Below are 18261 nucleotides of genomic sequence, written 5' to 3'. Positions count from 1 at the left end.
GCCATCATCTTTTTATAACCACTGCATTTGATTTAACTGCAGCACTCTGAACTTCTGCAGGATTGCTATCCTGCAGTGCCATCTGTTTCGGATTACTATCAGGCAATACATTCAAGGCACGAAGAGTTTCGCTCACGATAGTAGAAAATACTGGAGCCGCAACATCACCGCCGTAATGACTGCCACCAGTTGGCTCATCGATCATGACAGCAACCACAATGCGAGGCGCACTAATTGGTGCAAGACCTGCAAAGTAAGCACGATATTTATTTGCGTAACTCTTTCCTACTAATTTATGTGCTGTACCTGTTTTTCCACCAACACGATAACCTTCAGCTTGCGCCTTAATGGCAGTACCGCCAGGCTCTGTTACCGACTCCATCATGTTGCGCATTTCGATCGCAGTTTTAGCGGAAATAATATGTGTACCAGGCTTGAACTCTGGACTACGTTCAATCGTAAGGGGGACTAATTCGCCATCACGAGCAAAGATAGTGTAGGCACGAGCCACCTGAAAGAGTGAACCTGAAATCCCATAACCAAATGCAATTCGCGCCTGATCAGTTGGCATCCATTTTTTATAAGGATGCACTGTGCCAGCAACAGCGCCAGGAAAACCAATCTTCGGGGCTTGACCTAAGCCAACAGATGTATAGAAATTCCACATCTCTTCCGCAGTTAAGTTATTCATCGCAATTTTGGCTGTACCAATATTGCTTGATTTTTGAATGATTTGAGAAACAGTTAAATTGCCATATGGATGGGTATCTGTAATTGGCTTTGGTCCGACCAAATATTTAGCGCCAATCGCCATATTGGTATTCGGGGCAATGACACCTTTTTCTAGAGCAATTGCAACGGTCAATGGCTTCATGGTTGAGCCAGGCTCAAAGGTGTCCGTCAAAACACGATTACGTAACTGCTCACCTGTTAATTTTTTACGATCATTTGGGTTATAGCTTGGGTAATTTGCTAATGCCAAAATCTCCCCGGTATGCGTATCCAGGACTACTGCACCGCCGGCACTTGCACGATGTTGCTCGACTGCACTCTTGACGGCGTTATAAGCCAAAAACTGAATCTTGCTATCAATCGAGAGCTGTAAATCCCTACCGTTTTGCGGCAACTGCAAAATCGCAATTTCTTCGACAACGCGACCAAGACGATCTACCACTACGCGACGCGCACCTGGGTGTCCTGCTAAGTCTTTTTCTCTAGAAAGCTCCATGCCTTCTTGGCCGCGATCTTCTACATTAGTAAAGCCAACGACGTGCGCCATTGCTTCACCTTCTGGATAAAAGCGGCGATATTCGTTGTTCAAACCAATGCCCGGAATTTCTAATTGCCTAATTTTCTGCGCTACTTCCGGATCTACTTGGCGCTTCAAGAAAATCTGTTTACGCTCTTCCTTTAGTTTTCTGCGTAACTCGGATTCACTGATCTGCAATAGGCTTGCTAATTTCTTCACTTTTTCGGCAGCCAAATCATCAGGCACTGTATCGTTATAGGCTATAACTGACTTTGCCTCCAAACTCGTAGCAATCACCTGACCATTGCGGTCTAATATTTTCCCGCGATATGCAGGCAGCTCTAGCTCACGTTGTGTACCACGAACACCTTTGGCTTCATAGAAAGCATTTCCCGGACCCTGAATCCAAAATGCGCGAATGAGCAACAGCATGAACACAAAGAACAGCATAAACAGCATCAGACGAGACCGCCACATTGGCAGACGCAATACTAAATTTGGCGTAGTTGAAAAACCTACCGGCCTCATCTAGTCTCCTTCAAATACAAAGTACGTTCAGGAGATATGGGGACCATGTGCAACTGATTACGAGCAACATCGCGAATCCGTGCAGACTTCGAAAGATTGCGTTGCTCATACTCTAAGCGCAACCAATCTTGATTGAGTTTGCGCTCTTCAATTTGTGCTCGCTCTAAAGAGATAAATAATTTACGTGCACGCTGCTGTGCTGCAACCAAAGACAGGGCGCAGGCTAACAATAAAACGAGTAATGTCAACGTGGCACGATTCAAACGAAATCTCCTGCGCGTTTTTCTGCGACGCGCATGATGGCCGAACGAGCGCGGGGGTTCTCTCGAACCTCGTCATCACTTGGTTTAACGCGCCCAATAATCTCTAGTGCACTTTGCGGCAAATCTCGATCTCGGACAGGCAAACCACGTGGCACTTCAACTTTGGCATGGGACTGCAGAAACTGCTTCACAATGCGATCTTCTAGCGAGTGGAAGCTAATCACCGCCAAACGTGCCCCTGGCTTTAATAAACTTAGCGCCGCTTTTAATCCAAGCTCTAAATCCTCTAATTCACGGTTAATAAAAATTCGGAGTGCTTGGAAAGTTCGAGTAGCTGGATCTTGACCCACTTCCCTTGTGCGGACCACGCTGGCCACTAAACTTGCTAGTTGCAAGGTTGTTTTTGGAGACAAGCCTTCTTCTCGCTTTGCCACAATAGCCTTAGCGATCTGAAATGCAAAGCGTTCCTCACCATAAGTCTTAATCACGCGTGTGATGTCCTCTTGTGATGCCTGCTCCAACCATTCTGCTGCCGTCAAACCGTGATCCGTGTTCATGCGCATATCGAGCGGGCCATCCTTGCGAAAGGAAAATCCTCGATGTGCTTCGTCCACCTGTGGAGAACTGATACCCAGATCCAACAAAATACCGTCCACCGATTCTGGCTCCGCGTATTGATCCATCTGCGCAAAACTGTCGTGGACAATTCTCAAACGAGAGTCGTTGATTTTTTCCGCTACTGCGATCGCATCCAAATCCTTGTCGAAGGAAATCATTCGCGCACTTGGCGGTAGCTGCGAGAGTAGCGCTTGTGTGTGACCGCCACGCCCAAATGTTCCATCGATCAAAAGTAGATTTGTTGATGCTTCGGGAGAATTGATGCGTGGACCACTGATCAGCGCCGTCACCGCCTCGGCCAGTAATACTGGGCGATGAGTTATGTTCATGGCACCCTGTCATCAAAAATTAAATTGCTTCAGGGCTTCAGGCATACCTTGTGCAATGGCAGCCTGTTCTTTTGCAGCGTAAGTAGCGGCGTCCCATAACTCTAGATGACTACCCATACCAAGCAGCATCACTTCTTTCTCAATGCCAGCTGCTGAGCGCAGCTCTGGGCTCACCAAAATTCTGCCAGCGCTATCCAAATCTACTTCTGCAGCATTACCAAGGAAGATTCGGCGCCACCAATGGGCATCCATCGGTAATTGCGCAACACGAGAGCGGAAGGTTTCCCACTCAGGACGTGGGAACAACAAAAGGCATCCATCTGGGTGTTTTGTGAGCGTTATGCGGCCCTCGCCTTGAACTAACAAGGCGTCACGATGCTTTGCCGGCACAGACATGCGGCCTTTTGCATCTAAATTGAGAGCTGACGCACCTTGAAACACCATTTACCCCACTTTTTCACACTTCCTCCCACTTTAGAGGATCGTAATAAGAGGGTCAAGTGTTTTTGGGTAATTTTTTAGGAAATTTCCTAGTGATTACAAACACTTAGCGTCATGTCTTGATAAAATGGTGCCTATAAAAATGCTACTTGAAACAACGGCTTGGAAAATATACTTAAGAATAGGTCTTAGCTATTTTGCCTAATAATGGATAAATATACTGTATTAATAAACAGTATTCTAAATAAAAATATGCAAAATAATTAATTTAGAACTAGATTTTGTAAGCAGTGCTTGTCATGACTTTTGACATCGCTTGCATTAGCTTTTGAATCGGCTCCGGCAAGACCGCCCCACCCGCTGAAATTGCGGCCTGTCCATGCTCGATTTCATCTATGCGCATTTGATCAACAATGGCTCGAGAACGCTCATCTTCAAGAGGCAATCTTTCTAGATGACTCTCAAGGTGATTCTCTACTTGCTTCTCAGTTTCAGCAACAAATCCCAGGCTCCACTTATCGCCCGCTAAGCCAGCAACCAAGCCGATTGCAAAGGATCCTGCATACCAAAGTGGGTTGAGATAACTAGTGTGTGAACCTAGCTCTTGGAGGCGGGTTTCGCACCAAGCTAAATGGTCCATTTCCTCTTGGCCAGAGTGATCCAACATCTGCCGAATTTCAGAATTACGAGCTACTAATTTTTGCGATTGATAGAGGGCTTGGGCGCAGACTTCACCCACATGATTGACGCGCATTAAACCTGCGGCATGCTCCCGATCTTTTGCATCTAATAAAGCAGTAGATTGCTTATCCGAACCCGGGGTTGGACGATGGGCATGAGCACCCCCTACTACAGAGCGTAAGGCTGTATCAAACTCAATAATGAAGCGATCGATCAAGGCCATGGGGTTTTAAAAACTAGACCAGAACCTCAGCTTTGCAGCTTTGTTTGGTCTTTAAACCCAGCTCAGCCAATAGTTCACGGTCTTGTTCTGCCTCGGGATTGCCGGTAGTGAGTAGTTGCTCACCATAGAAAATAGAATTCGCACCAGCTTGGAAGCACATGGCCTGAACTGCCCTGCCGAGCTCTTGGCGACCAGCTGACAAACGCACGCGTGCACGCGGCATAGTGATACGGGCTACAGCAATAGTTCTGACAAACTCCAGAGGATCCAATGGCTTCTGATCTGCCAATGGAGTGCCTGCAACAGGAACCAGGTGATTAATTGGAACTGACTCTGGATATGGGCTTAAATTGGCCAAACGAGCCAAGAAAGCGGCGCGCTGTTCACGAGACTCACCCATACCCACAATGCCGCCACAACACACTGACATACCTGCAGCACGTACATTAGAAATCGTGTCCAAACGGTCTTGGTAACCACGGGTGGAAATGACTGAGCGATAGAAGTCCTCGCTGGTATCCAAATTGTGGTTATAGAAGTCCAAACCGGCCTCCTGAAGCGCTTGAGCCTGATTGGCTTCCAACATCCCCAGTGTGGCGCAGGTTTCTAAGCCCAAAGCCTTCACGCCCTTAATCATGGCGGTGACTTTTTCAATATCACGGTCTTTAGGCTCTCGCCAAGCAGCGCCCATGCAGAAACGGTTCGATCCAGCGGCTTTAGCAGCCTTAGCGGCCTCCAGAACCTCATCCAGATCCATCAACTTATTGGCTTTGACGTCGGTGTCATAACGAGCTGCCTGTGGGCAATAGCCACAGTCCTCAGGGCAGCCACCGGTCTTGATTGACAAAAGCGTAGCCAGTTCCACATCGCCATCAGGGAAGTTAGCGCGATGGGTTTCTTGCGCCTTGAACATCAATTCACTAAATGGAAGGGCAAATAAAGCCTCAATCTGGGCTACAGACCAAGCACCCGAAGCGTCGACCTCTTTATGCAAATCCTTTTGAGACTTGACTTGAGTGAGGGGTTTTTCAGTAGTTTGGGTGGCCTGCATGGTCGAATTCCAGAAAATAGATCAATTCAAGGCATAAACATAACAGATACAGGCCTAAATTAGGAAAAACTAGTGGTCAAATACCAAACATGAAGCTTATTTCTGATCCAAATCAAACCTCGCTGGTTGATCGCAGCCTAGATGCCGTATGGCATCCCTGCACTCAGATGAAGCATCACGAATCATTGCCATTAATTGCCATTACAAAAGGTAAGGGTGCTTGGTTATTTGATGACAAGGAAAAGGCACTACTCGATTGCATTAGCTCATGGTGGACGAATCTTTTTGGTCATTCCAATCCACGTATTAACCAAGCCATTACGAATCAATTGGAGAAAATTGAACATGTCATGCTCGCCGGATTCACCCATCCGCCTGTAGTTGCCCTCTCCGAGAAATTGTCAGCTTTAACTCAAGGTCATTTGGGTCATGTATTTTTTGCATCTGATGGCGCCTCAGCGGTAGAGATCGCCTTAAAGATGAGTCATCACTACTGGCGAATAAATAATCAGTCTCAAAAGAAAAAATTTGTCTGTCTAGAAAATGGTTACCACGGAGAAACTTTAGGCGCCCTAGCAGTAACGGATGTTGCAATCTTTCGCGAAGCATACGGCTCACTTTTACAAGATGTTTTCACCGTGCCTTCACCTGATGCACGCAAAGCAAAATCTGGTGAGAGTGCTGATGATGTTGCCAAACACGCAGCAAAAATATTAGAAGAGTTGCTAGAGGCAGAGCATCAGCATATTGCTGCGATCATTGTGGAACCACTCGTTCAATGTGCCGGGCAGATGGCGATGTACTCTCCAGAATATTTACGCTTAGTAAGATCACTCTGTGATCGCTATAACATTCATTTGATCGCCGATGAAATTGCAGTGGGCTGCGGTCGATCAGGAAAGTTTTTTGCTTGCGAGCATGCGGGGATTTGGCCAGACTTCTTAACATTGTCCAAAGGCATTAGTGGCGGCTACCTTCCGCTTTCGCTCTCCATGACGACCGACAAAATTTATCGCGCCTTTTATGGCGATCAAATGCAACAAGGTTTCTTGCACTCACATTCCTATACAGGCAATCCACTGGCATGCGCTGCAGCACTTGCGTGCCTAGAGATTTTTGAAACTGACTCTGTTCTCGAAAAAAATCTTGAACGTAGCAAAGATCTTGCCAATGCATTTGCTTGGGCAAAAGTAGATCCTCGCATTGAACATTGGCGCCAGCAAGGCATGATCCTAGCCTTTGATATCAAACCTGAATCACTAAAAAATTCAGCTACGTTTTCACGAGAGATGTTCTCAGCAAGCATGATGGAGGGTATTCTCATTAGACCCATTGGCAACACGATTTATGTGATGCCACCGTACATCCTTACGACTGAGGAAGCGGTGCAAATGGGAGTTGCAGTACAACGTGCTCTCAATCAGGTGCTGGCATGAGTACAAACTTTAAAGCTCGCAATATGGCAGAGCAGCAGATTGCCAACTTGGATGAGCAATTGCTGAGACGCAAACTGCGCACTACCGAGTCACCCTGTGACACCAAGGCTCGCGTTGGTCAGCGAGAACTGAAAGCATTTTGTAGCAATGACTATTTGGGACTAGCAAATCATCCTGGATTGGTTTCTGCGCTTGCAGAAGGCGCAAAACTATACGGGGTTGGTAGCGGCGCATCACATTTAATTAGCGGCCATAGCATTGCACATGACTTGCTTGAAAAAAAATTAGCCGCCTGTGAAAGTAAACATATCCCTAATGCGAGAGCGCTATTCTTCAGCACCGGATATCTTGCAAACATCAACGCCATTACTGGAATTTCCAGGCTTGCTGACCAAGGTCAAGCCAGCATTTATTCTGCCAAACTCAATCATGCCTCTTTGATTGATGGTGTTCGCTTAGCTAGCGCACAAACTAAAGCTAAGGTGACATTGTTTGATCACCAAAATCTCGACTCACTAGAAGAATCGCTAAAGCAAGATACCTACCCCCTCAAGTTGATTGTGGTCGATGGTGTATTCAGCATGGATGGGGATATCGCACCCGTAGAAAAACTAATCGATATCGCCGAACAATATGATGCCTTGTTGATGGTGGATGATGCCCACGGATTTGGCGTGCTTGGCGAACAAGGTCACGGTATTTTGGAGCAAGCAGACGTACATTCAGAAAGAATTATTTATGTCGGCACGCTTGGCAAAGCAGCCGGTGTGAGCGGTGCTTTTATTTGTGCAGCTGCGCCGTTTATTGAGTGGCTCATCCAAAAGGGACGCCCTTATATCTACAGCACGGCTACACCACCAGCAATTGCCCATACCCTACTGAGCAGCCTTGAATTGATCGAAGGAGATGAAGGCATTGCGCGTCGTAAACAACTTCATAAGTTGATTCAGATTTGGAATGAGGAGATGAATTTCTCAAGGTGGGAGAAAACCCCTTCATCTACCCCCATTCAGCCAGTGATTTTAGGAAGCAATGCCAACGCATTAGCGGCAGCCAAACTCTTAGATGAAGCAGGTTATTGGATCCCCGCAATCCGCCCACCCACCGTCCCAGTTGGTAGCTCTCGATTGCGTATTACCTTTTCCGCAAATCACAGCACTGATGATTTACGTGCACTGATTAAGACATTGAAGTCTATTGAAAAACACGTAGAAAGCAATTCATGACGATCAATGCCTCTACTGGATTTTTTGTAACAGGTACCGATACTGAGGTTGGCAAAACTTTAGTTGCCGGCGCACTCATTCTGAAACTGAGAGAAACAGGTATCAGCGCAGTCGGCTTTAAACCTGTCGTTGCTGGAACTTATGTGAATGCTAGCGGTCAAAAATTCAATGAGGATTTAGAGACATTACGCATAGCTTCAGGATTAAATTCTCAAGAACAAAGTCTTTGTCCTTACGTTCTTGATCAAGCAGCAGCCCCCCATCTTGTTGCCAAGGAAAATGATGTCTACCTAGATTCCACCATCATCTTGGGTGATTTGCATTCACTAAATCAAAAATTTGAGGCGGTTGTTGTTGAGGGAGCAGGTGGATTTTTAGTTCCTTTAAATGAACAAGAAGATTTAGGCGATCTCGCTCAGGCAATTGATTTACCAGTCATCCTTGTTGTAGGCATGCGTTTGGGCTGCATTAACCACGCCCTACTCACTTGTGAAGCAATTCAGTCTCGCCAGTTAACGATTGCTGGCTGGGTAGCGAATATGCTTTCAGAGGAGATGCCCTTTCTGGAAGAAAATATTCAAACGCTAAAAGACCGAATTTTTGCACCATTTTTAGGCGTCATTCCTACCCTTCCTCAACAGCATCAGAAACCAGAGAATGCTCCTTACTCCATAGAGGCCTTAGAATTTGCTGCAGGGCATATAAAGCTGCCTGAGTAAATTCAGATAAGATGAAGTTATGCGATTACTTCCAGAAATCATCGACTCCGCATCAGCCATTCAAGAGATTCGTCGCAATATTCATGCGCATCCAGAATTACGCTTTGAAGAAAACCGCACTTCTGATCTTGTAGCGGAAGCACTTTCAAGCTGGGGAATCTCGGTTTATCGTGGCCTTGGTAAAACAGGCGTGGTCGGCAAACTTGATGGTGACTTGGGTCCAGGCAAGATGATTGGTCTGCGTGCCGACATGGATGCACTGCCATTACAAGAACATAACACCTTTGAACATACTTCAAAGAATCCCGGCAAGATGCATGCCTGTGGTCATGATGGCCACACAGCAATGCTCTTGGGTGCCGCTCAATATCTATCCAATCATCGCGAATTCAAAGGCACAGTCATTTTCATTTTTCAGCCGGCAGAAGAAGGTGGTGCTGGCGCACAAGAAATGATTAACGATGGATTGTTCAAACAATTTCCTTGTGATGCTGTTTTTGGTCTACATAACTGGCCAGGGCTTGCTGAAGGACATTTTGGCGTGACCTCTGGCCCGATGATGGCCTCCAGCAATTCTTTTGAAATCACTATTCGCGGTAAAGGCGGTCACGCTGCTTTGCCACATAACAGTGCTGACCCAGTGCTTACAGGCGCTCAAGTTGTACAAGCCTTACAGAGCATCATTACGCGCAATAAACGTCCAGTGGATGCAGCGGTGTTATCAGTTACGCAGTTTCATGCAGGTGAGACGAGCAACGTCATTCCGGATAGTGCATTTATCGGCGGAACCGTTCGCACATTCACCATCGAGGTGCTAGATTTAATTGAGCAACGTTTACGAGAAATTTCTCATAACGTAGCAAGTGCATTTGACTGCCAAGCAGAAATTAGTTTTGCACGAAACTACCCCCCACTCATTAATCATGATAAAGAAGTGGAGTTTGCCAGTGAAGTGATGAGCGAATTGGTTGGAGCCCAGAGCGTCAACACCTCAATCGACCCGACTATGGGTGCTGAAGACTTTGCATTCATGCTGCTGGAGAAGCCAGGTTGCTATGTGTTCCTAGGCAATGGCGATGGCGATCACCGCGCAGTTGGCCATGGCATGGGCCCATGCCATCTTCACAACCCTTCCTATGACTTCAATGATGCGCTGATCCCAGTGGGCGTCAGCTACTGGGTCAAGCTAGCGCAACGTTACTTAGAAAAATAATTCAGCCTAGCAGTGAATTTTTTACGAGTCTGTAAATTTAGCTGGGCGCTTTTCTATAAAAGCTGCCATACCTTCTTTTTGATCGTTTGTTGCAAAGCAAGAGTGGAACAAACGGCGCTCAAAATGAATTCCCTCTGAGAGCGTAGTTTCATAAGCAGTATTAATTGCTTCTTTCACCATCATTGCAGTCAGTAATGGCATGTCCGCAATTGTCTTGGCAATTGCTTTGACTTCTTTTAGTAAATCCGCTTGGGGGAAAATACGGGCAACCAGGCCAGAGCGCTCAGCCTCAGCAGCGTCCATCATGCGACCCGTTAAAGCCAAATCCATCGCTTTTGCTTTTGAAACTGCACGCGGCAAACGCTGAGTACCACCAGCGCCAGGGATGATTCCTAACTTCACTTCTGGTTGCGCAAACTTAGCGCTATCAGCGGCCATGATGGTGTCGCACATCATCGCTAACTCACATCCACCTCCAAGGGCATAGCCAGATACCGCTGCAATCACTGGCTTACGTACCTTTCTAATCTCTTCCCAATTGCGAGAGATAAAGTCACCGCGATAGACGTCCGCAAATCCATACTTCGCCATCGTCGCGATATCTGCACCAGCAGCAAATGCCTTTTCACTACCAGTCACAATGATGCATCCAATATTGTCATCCGCATCAAAACTCAATAGCGCTGTACCTAACTCATCCATTAACTCATCGTTCAGAGCATTTAATACTTGCGGGCGATTGAGGGTAATGATGGCAACCTTGCCATCCACTTCAGTCAATATGGTGTTGTAAGTCATCGATCTCTTTCAAAAATGATTTGTTCAGCGCGGCAACAATAACCACATCTTGCCATCTTGCTTCATGCGTCCTGCTAACTCACCTGCAGCATCCCCTGATCCCCAATAGTAATCCGCTCGTACCCCACCCACAATGGCTTTACCCGTATCTTGCGCCATGACCAATTTTTGTAAGGTTTGACTACTCAAAGGTCTAGTCGTACTCAAAAATACCGGGGCGCCCAAAGGCATCGCTTTCAAATCAATAGCAATGCTGCGCTCTGCTGTTAAAGGCACACCCAATGCGCCATTAGGGCCCAGATCAGCACTAACATTACCTGGCAACTCTTTAAAGAATACAAAGCGAGGATTAGCATTGAGCATTTCCTCTACTTGGCCTGGGTTACGTTTAGCCCATGCGCTAATGCCCTGCATAGTGGCCTGACTGCGATTAATTTCTTTACGGTCTAGCAACCACTGCGCAAAAGACTTAAAGGGCTGATCGTTGGTGCCAGCATAACCAAGTCGCAATACGCGCCCATCTTCTAAACGAATTTTTCCTGAGCCTTGGATTTGCATAAATGCGGCGGCGACAGGATCCTGTACCCAGGCAATTTCAGAACCCTTCAGAACTCCAGAGCTCATCAGCTCTGCACGCGCTGGTGCAGGATTTGGCTTAGAGCCCTTCCAAGCCTTTGGAAGACCGTACAAGGGAACGGTATAAGTAGCGGTTCGAGTCTGCGAGCCATTCATAACAGGCTCGTAATAACCCGTTATCAAGCCAGAATCTTTGCCAGTAGCGCTGTTACGCACTTCATATACTTGAAAATTCCCCTCGAAATATTGGCGAATTGCGCGCCCATCACGACCTGAAATACTGCTGGCCTGAGCACATACCTGACGCCAATTAATCTCACTATTGCGCTTACGCAAGGCATCACAACTCTTGAGCCAAGCAGGCCAAGCCTGGGTTAAATCATCCCCCTGCCAACCAGGCAAGTCTTGCCATGAGACCGATTGAAAGCTAGCGATCGGAGAGCTGTAAGGAGATGAGATGTTGCCACTAGAACGGTAACCAGACCCCCTAGTTGAAGGCGTAGAGCAAGCTGTCAACAAACCAGCAATTGCGAGAACGAATACACTGCAAGCAAGGATTCGCGGGGTTTTCTTGCGACTTATTAATTTGGATATAGAAATCATGATTGCCAATTTACTCGATGAATACCCCATGATCTTATTTGCCGTGGAGGGTGGCATTGCTTTAGCCCTCCTGCTCTTTATTGTCCTTTGGACTGGTAAGGGCAAAAAATAGTGTTTTTTGAGAGCCTAGTGCAAGGTTCTCGGCATCACCAGGGCAAATTCGGGGATGGGGGCCTGGAAAAACTGAGCCTCCTCAGTCACGCAGAAGTACTCTCCGCGCATCGTGCCTGCCGGCGTCGGTAAAGTTGCCCAGCTGGTGTATTCAAACTGCTCACCCGCCCGCAGGAGCGGCTGTTGCCCTACAACCCCCAGGCCACGGACTTCCTGAACATCATTATCCCCATCAGTAATGAACCAATGGCGGGCAATGAGCTGAATACTAGCCGTGCCGGTATTTCGAATGGTGACGGTATACGCGAACGCAAACTGGCGGTTATCGGGTTCAGACTGGTCGGGCAAATACTGGGTTTTGACCGTAATGCTGATTTCGTGAGGATTCATGCTCGAATTCTGCTCCATCCTAAGAGCAACTGCAAGCTAGAATCTAGGGATGGATAGCCAGAAATCACCCTCAAATAGCCAGTTTGTCATCGCCCCCTCCATTTTGTCGGCTGACTTTGCCTGCCTGGGCAAAGAAGTTCAAGATGTTCTCTTGGCGGGAGCAGACTGGATTCACTTTGATGTGATGGACAACCATTACGTTCCAAACCTCACTATTGGACCCTTGGTGTGCGAGGCGATTCGTCCACACGCTATAAAAGATGGCAAACCAGCCATGATCGACGTCCACTTGATGGTTGAGCCAGTTGACCGCCTCATTCCCGATTTTGCAAAAGCAGGAGCAAACCTCATTAGTTTTCACCCAGAGGCAAGCCCTCATGTGGATCGCACTATTAATTTAATTCGTGATCAAGGATGCCAGGCAGGACTAGTGTTAAATCCCGCAACGCCACTACATCACTTAGATCACACCCTAGAACTACTCGATCTCGTTTTGCTGATGTCTGTAAATCCGGGCTTTGGTGGGCAGTCATTTATTCCAAGCACCCTGAGTAAGATTACTCAAGTACGTGCACGACTAGATCGCTATCAACGAGAGACTGGTCGACACATTCGCTTAGAGGTAGATGGCGGCATTAAAGTCGACAACATTGCAGAAGTAGCTAAGGCTGGTGCAGATACATTTGTTGCCGGATCCGCAATCTTTGGCAAAGAAAATTATGCTGACGTGATTAAAGCGATGCGCGCAGAACTAGCGACGTCAGGAAAAGCGTAATGCAGCACGAAGAATTTCTAGCCCTAGCAAAACAGGGTTTCAATCGCATTCCATTGGTCAAAGAAGTTTTAGCCGACTTAGAGACTCCACTCTCACTGTACGTCAAACTCACTCAAGCATTTGGACAAAAGAATACTTACTTACTTGAGTCTGTTTTAGGTGGCGAGCGCTTTGGTCGCTTCTCGTTCATTGGCCTTCCTGCTAAAACTGTTTTAAGAACGGTTGGGACGCCAACGGCACCACTGACTGAAGTTTTATTCAATGACAAAGTCATTGAAACCAATCACGACAATCCACTCGACTTTGTTGATGCTTATTTCAAGCGCTTCAAAGTGGCGGTTCAACCTGGTCTCCCACGCTTCTGTGGCGGGCTTGCAGGCTACTTTGGTTACGACACGGTTCGCTATATTGAATCTCGCTTAGCAAAACACAAGTTGCCAGATGAATTAGGTGTGCCTGATATTCAACTGATGCTAACTGAAGAGTTGGCAGTGATTGATAACGTTGCAGGTCGCATTTATTTAATCGTCTATGCAGACCCAAGCGTTACCGATAGTTATGAAAAGGGCCAAGCTCGATTAAAAGAATTGCTTGCTTGCTTAAGCAAGCCTGTAAGCATGCCTGCTTCATTACCGAGCACCAAAACAAAGTTGATCCGTAAGTTCAAAGCAGCTGATTTTGAAAATGCTGTTCTCAAAACCAAAGAATATATTTTAGCTGGCGATTGCATGCAGGTCGTCATTGGCCAGCGTATTAGCAAGCCATTCACAGATTCACCACTTGCCCTCTACCGGGCACTACGCTCCCTGAATCCATCACCTTATATGTACTTCTATGACTTTGGTGATTTACAGGTCGTGGGCTCATCACCAGAGATCTTGGTGCGTCAAGAGCAGCGCGAGGGTCAGAAGATTGTGACAATTCGCCCTCTAGCGGGCACACGCCCTCGTGGCGCAACACCCGAAGAAGATGAGCGTCTTGCCACAGAATTACTTGCCGATCCAAAAGAGATTGCTGAGCATGTCATGTTGATTGACTTAGCTCGTAACGATGTAGGTCGTATTGCCAAGACAGGCACTGTCAATGTGACAGATTCGATGTCGATCGAAAAATATTCCCATGTCCAACACATAGTCAGCTCGGTTGAAGGTGAATTACTAGACAATATGAGCAATATGGATGTTCTACGCGCAACCTTCCCTGCTGGCACTTTATCGGGCGCCCCAAAAATTCGGGCGATGGAAATCATTGATGAGATGGAAATTGTGAAACGCGGCGTCTATGGAGGCGCAGTTGGCTATCTGTCTTTCTCTGGCGATATGGATGTGGCAATTGCCATTCGCACTGGCGTGATTCGTGATGGTGTGTTGCACTCCCAAGCGGGTGCTGGTGTAGTGGCAGACTCCGACCCCACCGCCGAGTGGAAAGAAACTGAAGCTAAGGCACGTGCAGTGTTAATGGCAGCTGATTTAGTACAAGGAGGACTCGATGCTCCTCATGATTGATAACTACGATTCATTTACCTATAACCTCGTTCAGTATTTTGCAGAACTAGGTGAAGAAGTAAAAGTCTTCCGTAATGATGAAATTTCTGTTGATGAGATTGCCAAAATCAATCCTGCACGCATTTGCATTTCACCGGGGCCTTGCAGTCCGGCAGAAGCAGGAATTTCTGTAGCGACGATTCAGCGCTATGCTGGACAAATTCCGATTTTGGGAGTCTGCCTTGGACACCAAGCGATTGGTGAAGCATTCGGCGGCAAGATTATTCGCGCCCAAAAAGTAATGCATGGCAAAACAGATGCTATTCATCACACTGGTGTTGGCGTTTTCAAAGACTTACCAAATCCATTTAAGGTGACGCGTTATCACTCTCTGGCCATTGAAAAGAGTTCGCTGCCAGCAATGCTTGAAGTCACGGCCACTTCTTCCGATGGTGAAATCATGGGTGTACGCCACAAGGAACTTGCAGTAGAAGGTGTGCAATTTCATCCAGAATCGATTCTTTCTGAGCATGGCCATGCACTGCTGAAGAATTTTCTCCAAGCCAAATAACTTAATAGCAATAAGTCGAACCACATGTCCATTACTCCACAGCAAGCATTGCAACGTTGCATTGAACATCGCGAGCTCTTTCATGATGAGATGACTGCCATGATGCGTCTGATCATGAGTGGCGAGATGCCACCAACTTTGGTTGCGGGACTACTGGTTGCCCTGCGCACCAAAAAAGAGACTGTTGGTGAAATTGCTGCAGCAGCTCAAGTCATGCGGGAATTTGCCACTCCAGTAATCGTTGAGGATAGAAAAAACTTAGTGGATGTGGTGGGCACTGGCGGCGATGGAGCTCACACATTCAACATTTCTACTGCTGCCATGTTTGTGGCGGCAGCCGCCGGAGCCAAAATTGCTAAACACGGTAATCGCAGCGTCAGCAGCAAATCCGGAAGCGCAGATATTCTGGAGTCTCTAGGCGTAAAACTATCACTTTCCCCAGAGCAAGTAGCGAAATGTATTTCAGAAGTGGGGGCAGGCTTTATGTTTGCACCCAATCATCACCCTGCAATGAAAAACGTCGTACCGATTCGTAAAGATTTGGGTGTGCGCACGATATTCAATATCCTGGGCCCACTCACGAACCCTGCAGATGCCAAACGCATCCTCATGGGCGTATTTCATGCTGACTTAGTCGGCATCCAGGCGCGTGTATTACAAGCCATGGGCATGGACCACGCACTCGTCGTCTATGGACGCGATGGTTTAGATGAAATCTCCCTTGAAGGCCCTACTCTGGTTGGTGAACTGAAAGATGGCCAGGTTCGTGAATATGAGATTCATCCACAAGACTTTGGCTTGAACACTGCGCCGACCAATAGCTTTAAGGTGGCCGATGCTGAAGAATCTAAAGCCATTGTTTTGGATGTACTCAATAAAACTCCTGGTCCAGCGAGCGACATTGTTTGTCTCAACGCTGGAGCAGTGCTGTATGTAGCGGATGTAGCCCCGAGCATTGCTAGCGGTATTCAGATGGCCCAAGCTGCAATTGCTTCTGGCGCTGCCCGTCACAAGTTGGACCAATTTGTATCTGCAACCCAAAACTAATTAAGATCTTCATGAGCGATATCCTCGACAAAATTGTTGCCACAAAGAAGATTGAGGTAGCTGCTGATTCAAAAAAAATCTCTTTGGCTAATCAACGTGATCGGGCCGAAGAAAATAATCGTGATGCCTTTTTAAAACCACGCGGTTTTATCCAATCTATTGAAAATAAGATTGCGGCAGGTAAAGCGGGTGTGATTACCGAGATTAAGAAAGCGAGTCCCAGCAAAGGAATCTTGCGCGAAAATTTTCAGCCAGCTGAAATTGCTCAGTCCTATGAAAACAATGGTGCCGCCTGCCTATCCGTTCTCACAGATAAAGATTATTTCCAAGGCTCTAATGCTTACCTTCAAGCAGCAAGAGCTGTATGCGGCATTCCTGTATTACGTAAAGATTTTACGATTGATCCATACCAAGTCTACGAAGCAAGAGCGATTGGTGCTGATGCGATTTTATTGATCGTGGCCTGCCTTGAACTCAATCAAATGAAAGAGTTGGAAGCTTGTGCACATGAGCTGGGCCTAGATGTGCTTGTTGAGGTACATAACGCACCTGAACTAGAGCAAGCCCTTGAATTAAAGACACCGCTACTCGGTATTAATAATCGCAATCTGAAAACCTTTGAGGTTACCCTGCAAACCACCTTATCTTTACTATCAGTGGTACCAACAGGTAAAACTTTGGTTACTGAGTCTGGAATTATGAGTCGCGCAGATGTTCAGCTAATGCGTGATCACCATGTCAATGCATTTTTGGTTGGCGAAGCCTTCATGCGCGCAAATGATCCAGGCGCAGCTTTAAGCGAACTATTTAACTAAGCAGGCCTCAAGCTCTTAAGTAGATCAAGGCCATATTTAATAAGGCCAATTAGCAGCACTGTTCCCAAAACATCCCCAATCATCATCACCAAGAAGTGATTAAAGCTTCCGGCCCCATCAAGCCCTCTCAGCGCAAACCACCATTGATGAAGACCTGCACTGAGAGCTGCGAAAATCAAGATGCAGGCCACTAAGTTCTGTAAGGTCAGGTTACTTAAGTCAGGCAAGATATTGATATTCCTTAATACAAAAGCTCTTGCTAAATAAGGTGCAAATCCGGATATCAATCCAATGCCGATGCAGGTGATGAGCTCTGGTGGAGATTGCCCAAAATAACAAATCATGAAAGATGCGAGCGCAATTCCAATGGCGCCTGGTAAACCATAGATGAGCGTCAGAAATAAACGTAATCCAGCAGGCAGATAAATCCAATTGACTCCCAAGCCATAGGCCAAATTATTCGTCAACCATGCATTGATATAGAACAAAATCGTGTACGTTACCGCGCTAATTAAAAAGCCTAAAAACCACTCTGAGAGTATTTTTTTCATGATTGCCGACATATTTGTTTACCAAATACTATGTCATGCTAGCAATCAAATTTATGCAGGTATATACTGATAAGGCTAACCCTAAGGCTAATAGCCTCAAAATCTCAATCGCTTATGTCGACCACTAAATCCACTTGTTATATTCGCTTTCTTAATTTGATTGATGTGCTTGACCGCATCAACCCTGGGAAGAAGCTCGACTCAATTGAAGAAGGTCTACTCGACAAAATTATTTTGAGCTTTGATGCCAAGAAGCCTATTTTGGTGGGAGACCTGATTTCCCTATCTGAGCTAGGCTCCCAAGCAACGCTTCATGGGCGACTCAAGAATCTCAGCGCCATGGGCTATATCAAGATGGCTGCGAATGAAGATGGGCGCAAAAAAGAGGTAGTTCCTAGCAAGATGGCCATCAAGCGCTATGAAGAAATTTCTAAGTGCCTTGCAAAGGCTGTTAAAGAAAGCTAATTAAGCCCAAGAAAATAAAAAAGCCCTTATCGTGAACTGACCCACAAAAGTTGGACATCCAATCCAACTCAAAGGGGTCAGCTTCATGAGCAAATACA

The 18261-nt window shown here is 46.6% G+C and carries 20 protein-coding genes; 10 read left to right on the top strand and 10 right to left on the bottom strand.

The window, feature by feature from the left end:
* Positions 1–4 precede the first annotated feature (4 nt).
* The 6 genes from A2X74_RS09635 to bioB form a co-directional block, all read right to left on the bottom strand.
* On the bottom strand, positions 5–1777 hold the full coding sequence (locus tag A2X74_RS09635; RefSeq protein WP_293624539.1) for a penicillin-binding protein 2: 1773 nt from the start codon (positions 1775–1777) through the stop codon (positions 5–7).
* On the bottom strand, positions 1774–2040 hold the full coding sequence (ftsL, locus tag A2X74_RS09630) for a cell division protein FtsL (protein ID WP_293624541.1): 267 nt from the start codon (positions 2038–2040) through the stop codon (positions 1774–1776). The genes A2X74_RS09635 and ftsL overlap by 4 nt, the downstream gene beginning before the upstream one ends.
* Entirely contained in the window at positions 2037–2987 is a 951-nt protein-coding gene (gene rsmH, locus A2X74_RS09625; RefSeq protein WP_293624543.1) for a 16S rRNA (cytosine(1402)-N(4))-methyltransferase RsmH, read from the bottom strand. Before rsmH ends, ftsL begins: the two co-directional genes overlap by 4 nt.
* Before the next feature lie 12 nt (positions 2988–2999).
* The gene (mraZ, locus tag A2X74_RS09620; protein WP_041484992.1) at positions 3000–3428 is read right to left on the bottom strand and encodes a division/cell wall cluster transcriptional repressor MraZ; all 429 of its coding nucleotides are present in this window, start codon (positions 3426–3428) and stop codon (positions 3000–3002) included.
* 274 nt (positions 3429–3702) lie between these two features.
* Positions 3703–4332 carry a 2-polyprenyl-3-methyl-6-methoxy-1,4-benzoquinone monooxygenase gene (gene coq7 / locus A2X74_RS09615; RefSeq protein ID WP_293624545.1) on the bottom strand — a complete coding sequence of 210 codons (630 nt, stop codon included), beginning with the start codon at positions 4330–4332 and terminating at the stop codon, positions 3703–3705.
* A 13-nt stretch (positions 4333–4345) separates the two neighbouring features.
* Entirely contained in the window at positions 4346–5383 is a 1038-nt protein-coding gene (gene bioB / locus A2X74_RS09610; RefSeq protein ID WP_215334232.1) for a biotin synthase BioB, read from the bottom strand.
* Between the two features lie 89 nt (positions 5384–5472).
* On the opposite strand from bioB, the gene bioA reads away from it, so the two are divergent.
* The 4 genes from bioA to A2X74_RS09590 are packed head-to-tail and all read left to right on the top strand — an operon-like array spanning position 5473 to position 9977.
* The gene (bioA, locus tag A2X74_RS09605) at positions 5473–6819 is read left to right on the top strand and encodes an adenosylmethionine--8-amino-7-oxononanoate transaminase (RefSeq protein ID WP_293624552.1); all 1347 of its coding nucleotides are present in this window, start codon (positions 5473–5475) and stop codon (positions 6817–6819) included.
* Complete coding sequence (locus tag A2X74_RS09600; protein ID WP_293624554.1) at positions 6816–8045, top strand: 8-amino-7-oxononanoate synthase; 1230 nt, start codon at positions 6816–6818, stop codon at positions 8043–8045. Before bioA ends, A2X74_RS09600 begins: the two co-directional genes overlap by 4 nt.
* Positions 8042–8764, top strand: a complete 723-nt coding sequence (gene bioD / locus A2X74_RS09595; RefSeq protein ID WP_293624556.1) for a dethiobiotin synthase — start codon at positions 8042–8044, stop codon at positions 8762–8764. Before A2X74_RS09600 ends, bioD begins: the two co-directional genes overlap by 4 nt.
* 19 nt (positions 8765–8783) lie before the next feature.
* Positions 8784–9977 (top strand): M20 aminoacylase family protein, encoded by a 1194-nt coding sequence (locus tag A2X74_RS09590; RefSeq protein WP_293624558.1) that lies wholly within the window; start codon positions 8784–8786, stop codon positions 9975–9977.
* A gap of 21 nt (positions 9978–9998) precedes the next feature.
* Here A2X74_RS09590 and A2X74_RS09585 read toward each other — a convergent pair whose 3' ends face one another.
* The 3 genes from A2X74_RS09585 to apaG all read right to left on the bottom strand — a co-directional run bounded on the left by A2X74_RS09585 (position 9999) and on the right by apaG (position 12455).
* Positions 9999–10775 carry an enoyl-CoA hydratase gene (locus A2X74_RS09585; protein WP_293624560.1) on the bottom strand — a complete coding sequence of 259 codons (777 nt, stop codon included), beginning with the start codon at positions 10773–10775 and terminating at the stop codon, positions 9999–10001.
* A 24-nt stretch (positions 10776–10799) separates the two neighbouring features.
* Positions 10800–11954: an MltA domain-containing protein gene (locus tag A2X74_RS09580; RefSeq protein WP_293624562.1), complete on the bottom strand. Its 1155-nt coding sequence runs from the start codon at positions 11952–11954 to the stop codon at positions 10800–10802.
* A gap of 126 nt (positions 11955–12080) precedes the next feature.
* Positions 12081–12455, bottom strand: coding sequence for a Co2+/Mg2+ efflux protein ApaG (gene apaG / locus A2X74_RS09575; protein WP_293624564.1), 375 nt, complete (start codon positions 12453–12455; stop codon positions 12081–12083).
* Between the two features lie 49 nt (positions 12456–12504).
* On the opposite strand from apaG, the gene rpe reads away from it, so the two are divergent.
* From rpe to trpC, 5 genes are read left to right on the top strand one after another with little or no spacing between them, the layout of a single operon-like run.
* Positions 12505–13230: a ribulose-phosphate 3-epimerase gene (gene rpe / locus A2X74_RS09570; protein ID WP_293624566.1), complete on the top strand. Its 726-nt coding sequence runs from the start codon at positions 12505–12507 to the stop codon at positions 13228–13230.
* Positions 13230–14735 carry an anthranilate synthase component I gene (gene trpE, locus A2X74_RS09565; protein WP_293624568.1) on the top strand — a complete coding sequence of 502 codons (1506 nt, stop codon included), beginning with the start codon at positions 13230–13232 and terminating at the stop codon, positions 14733–14735. The genes rpe and trpE overlap by 1 nt, the downstream gene beginning before the upstream one ends.
* Positions 14719–15285, top strand: coding sequence for an aminodeoxychorismate/anthranilate synthase component II (locus A2X74_RS09560; protein WP_293624570.1), 567 nt, complete (start codon positions 14719–14721; stop codon positions 15283–15285). Before trpE ends, A2X74_RS09560 begins: the two co-directional genes overlap by 17 nt.
* 24 nt (positions 15286–15309) lie before the next feature.
* Positions 15310–16332, top strand: a complete 1023-nt coding sequence (gene trpD, locus A2X74_RS09555; protein WP_293624571.1) for an anthranilate phosphoribosyltransferase — start codon at positions 15310–15312, stop codon at positions 16330–16332.
* Positions 16333–16343: 11 nt separating this feature from the next.
* Positions 16344–17147: an indole-3-glycerol phosphate synthase TrpC gene (gene trpC, locus A2X74_RS09550; RefSeq protein WP_293624573.1), complete on the top strand. Its 804-nt coding sequence runs from the start codon at positions 16344–16346 to the stop codon at positions 17145–17147.
* Here trpC and A2X74_RS09545 read toward each other — a convergent pair.
* Entirely contained in the window at positions 17144–17698 is a 555-nt protein-coding gene (locus A2X74_RS09545) for a hypothetical protein (RefSeq protein ID WP_293624575.1), read from the bottom strand. The two genes, trpC and A2X74_RS09545, sit on opposite strands and share 4 nt — an antisense overlap.
* A 114-nt stretch (positions 17699–17812) precedes the next feature.
* Here A2X74_RS09545 and A2X74_RS09540 point away from each other — a divergent pair, with 114 nt between their 5' ends.
* Positions 17813–18163: a hypothetical protein gene (locus A2X74_RS09540; RefSeq protein ID WP_293624577.1), complete on the top strand. Its 351-nt coding sequence runs from the start codon at positions 17813–17815 to the stop codon at positions 18161–18163.
* Positions 18164–18261: the final 98 nt, after the last annotated feature.

The sequence above is a fragment of the Polynucleobacter sp. GWA2_45_21 genome (assembly GCF_001830325.1).
In the GTDB taxonomy this organism is placed as follows: domain Bacteria; phylum Pseudomonadota; class Gammaproteobacteria; order Burkholderiales; family Burkholderiaceae; genus Polynucleobacter.
Note: the sequence above shows the minus strand (reverse complement) of the source record. Positions and strands in the feature narration are given on the sequence as shown.

Coding starts and splice junctions, on each gene's coding strand:
- A2X74_RS09585 (WP_293624560.1), bottom strand. CDS start 10,775: ATGACTTACAACACCATATTGACTGAAGTGGATGGCAAGGTTGCCATC.
- rpe (WP_293624566.1), top strand. CDS start 12,505: ATGGATAGCCAGAAATCACCCTCAAATAGCCAGTTTGTCATCGCCCCC.
- A2X74_RS09600 (WP_293624554.1), top strand. CDS start 6,816: ATGAGTACAAACTTTAAAGCTCGCAATATGGCAGAGCAGCAGATTGCC.
- A2X74_RS09635 (WP_293624539.1), bottom strand. CDS start 1,777: ATGAGGCCGGTAGGTTTTTCAACTACGCCAAATTTAGTATTGCGTCTG.
- coq7 (WP_293624545.1), bottom strand. CDS start 4,332: ATGGCCTTGATCGATCGCTTCATTATTGAGTTTGATACAGCCTTACGC.
- A2X74_RS09545 (WP_293624575.1), bottom strand. CDS start 17,698: ATGAAAAAAATACTCTCAGAGTGGTTTTTAGGCTTTTTAATTAGCGCG.
- A2X74_RS09540 (WP_293624577.1), top strand. CDS start 17,813: ATGTCGACCACTAAATCCACTTGTTATATTCGCTTTCTTAATTTGATT.
- trpC (WP_293624573.1), top strand. CDS start 16,344: ATGAGCGATATCCTCGACAAAATTGTTGCCACAAAGAAGATTGAGGTA.
- A2X74_RS09580 (WP_293624562.1), bottom strand. CDS start 11,954: ATGATTTCTATATCCAAATTAATAAGTCGCAAGAAAACCCCGCGAATC.
- apaG (WP_293624564.1), bottom strand. CDS start 12,455: ATGAATCCTCACGAAATCAGCATTACGGTCAAAACCCAGTATTTGCCC.
- bioD (WP_293624556.1), top strand. CDS start 8,042: ATGACGATCAATGCCTCTACTGGATTTTTTGTAACAGGTACCGATACT.
- rsmH (WP_293624543.1), bottom strand. CDS start 2,987: ATGAACATAACTCATCGCCCAGTATTACTGGCCGAGGCGGTGACGGCG.
- trpD (WP_293624571.1), top strand. CDS start 15,310: ATGTCCATTACTCCACAGCAAGCATTGCAACGTTGCATTGAACATCGC.
- bioA (WP_293624552.1), top strand. CDS start 5,473: ATGAAGCTTATTTCTGATCCAAATCAAACCTCGCTGGTTGATCGCAGC.
- trpE (WP_293624568.1), top strand. CDS start 13,230: ATGCAGCACGAAGAATTTCTAGCCCTAGCAAAACAGGGTTTCAATCGC.
- A2X74_RS09590 (WP_293624558.1), top strand. CDS start 8,784: ATGCGATTACTTCCAGAAATCATCGACTCCGCATCAGCCATTCAAGAG.
- A2X74_RS09560 (WP_293624570.1), top strand. CDS start 14,719: ATGCTCCTCATGATTGATAACTACGATTCATTTACCTATAACCTCGTT.
- bioB (WP_215334232.1), bottom strand. CDS start 5,383: ATGCAGGCCACCCAAACTACTGAAAAACCCCTCACTCAAGTCAAGTCT.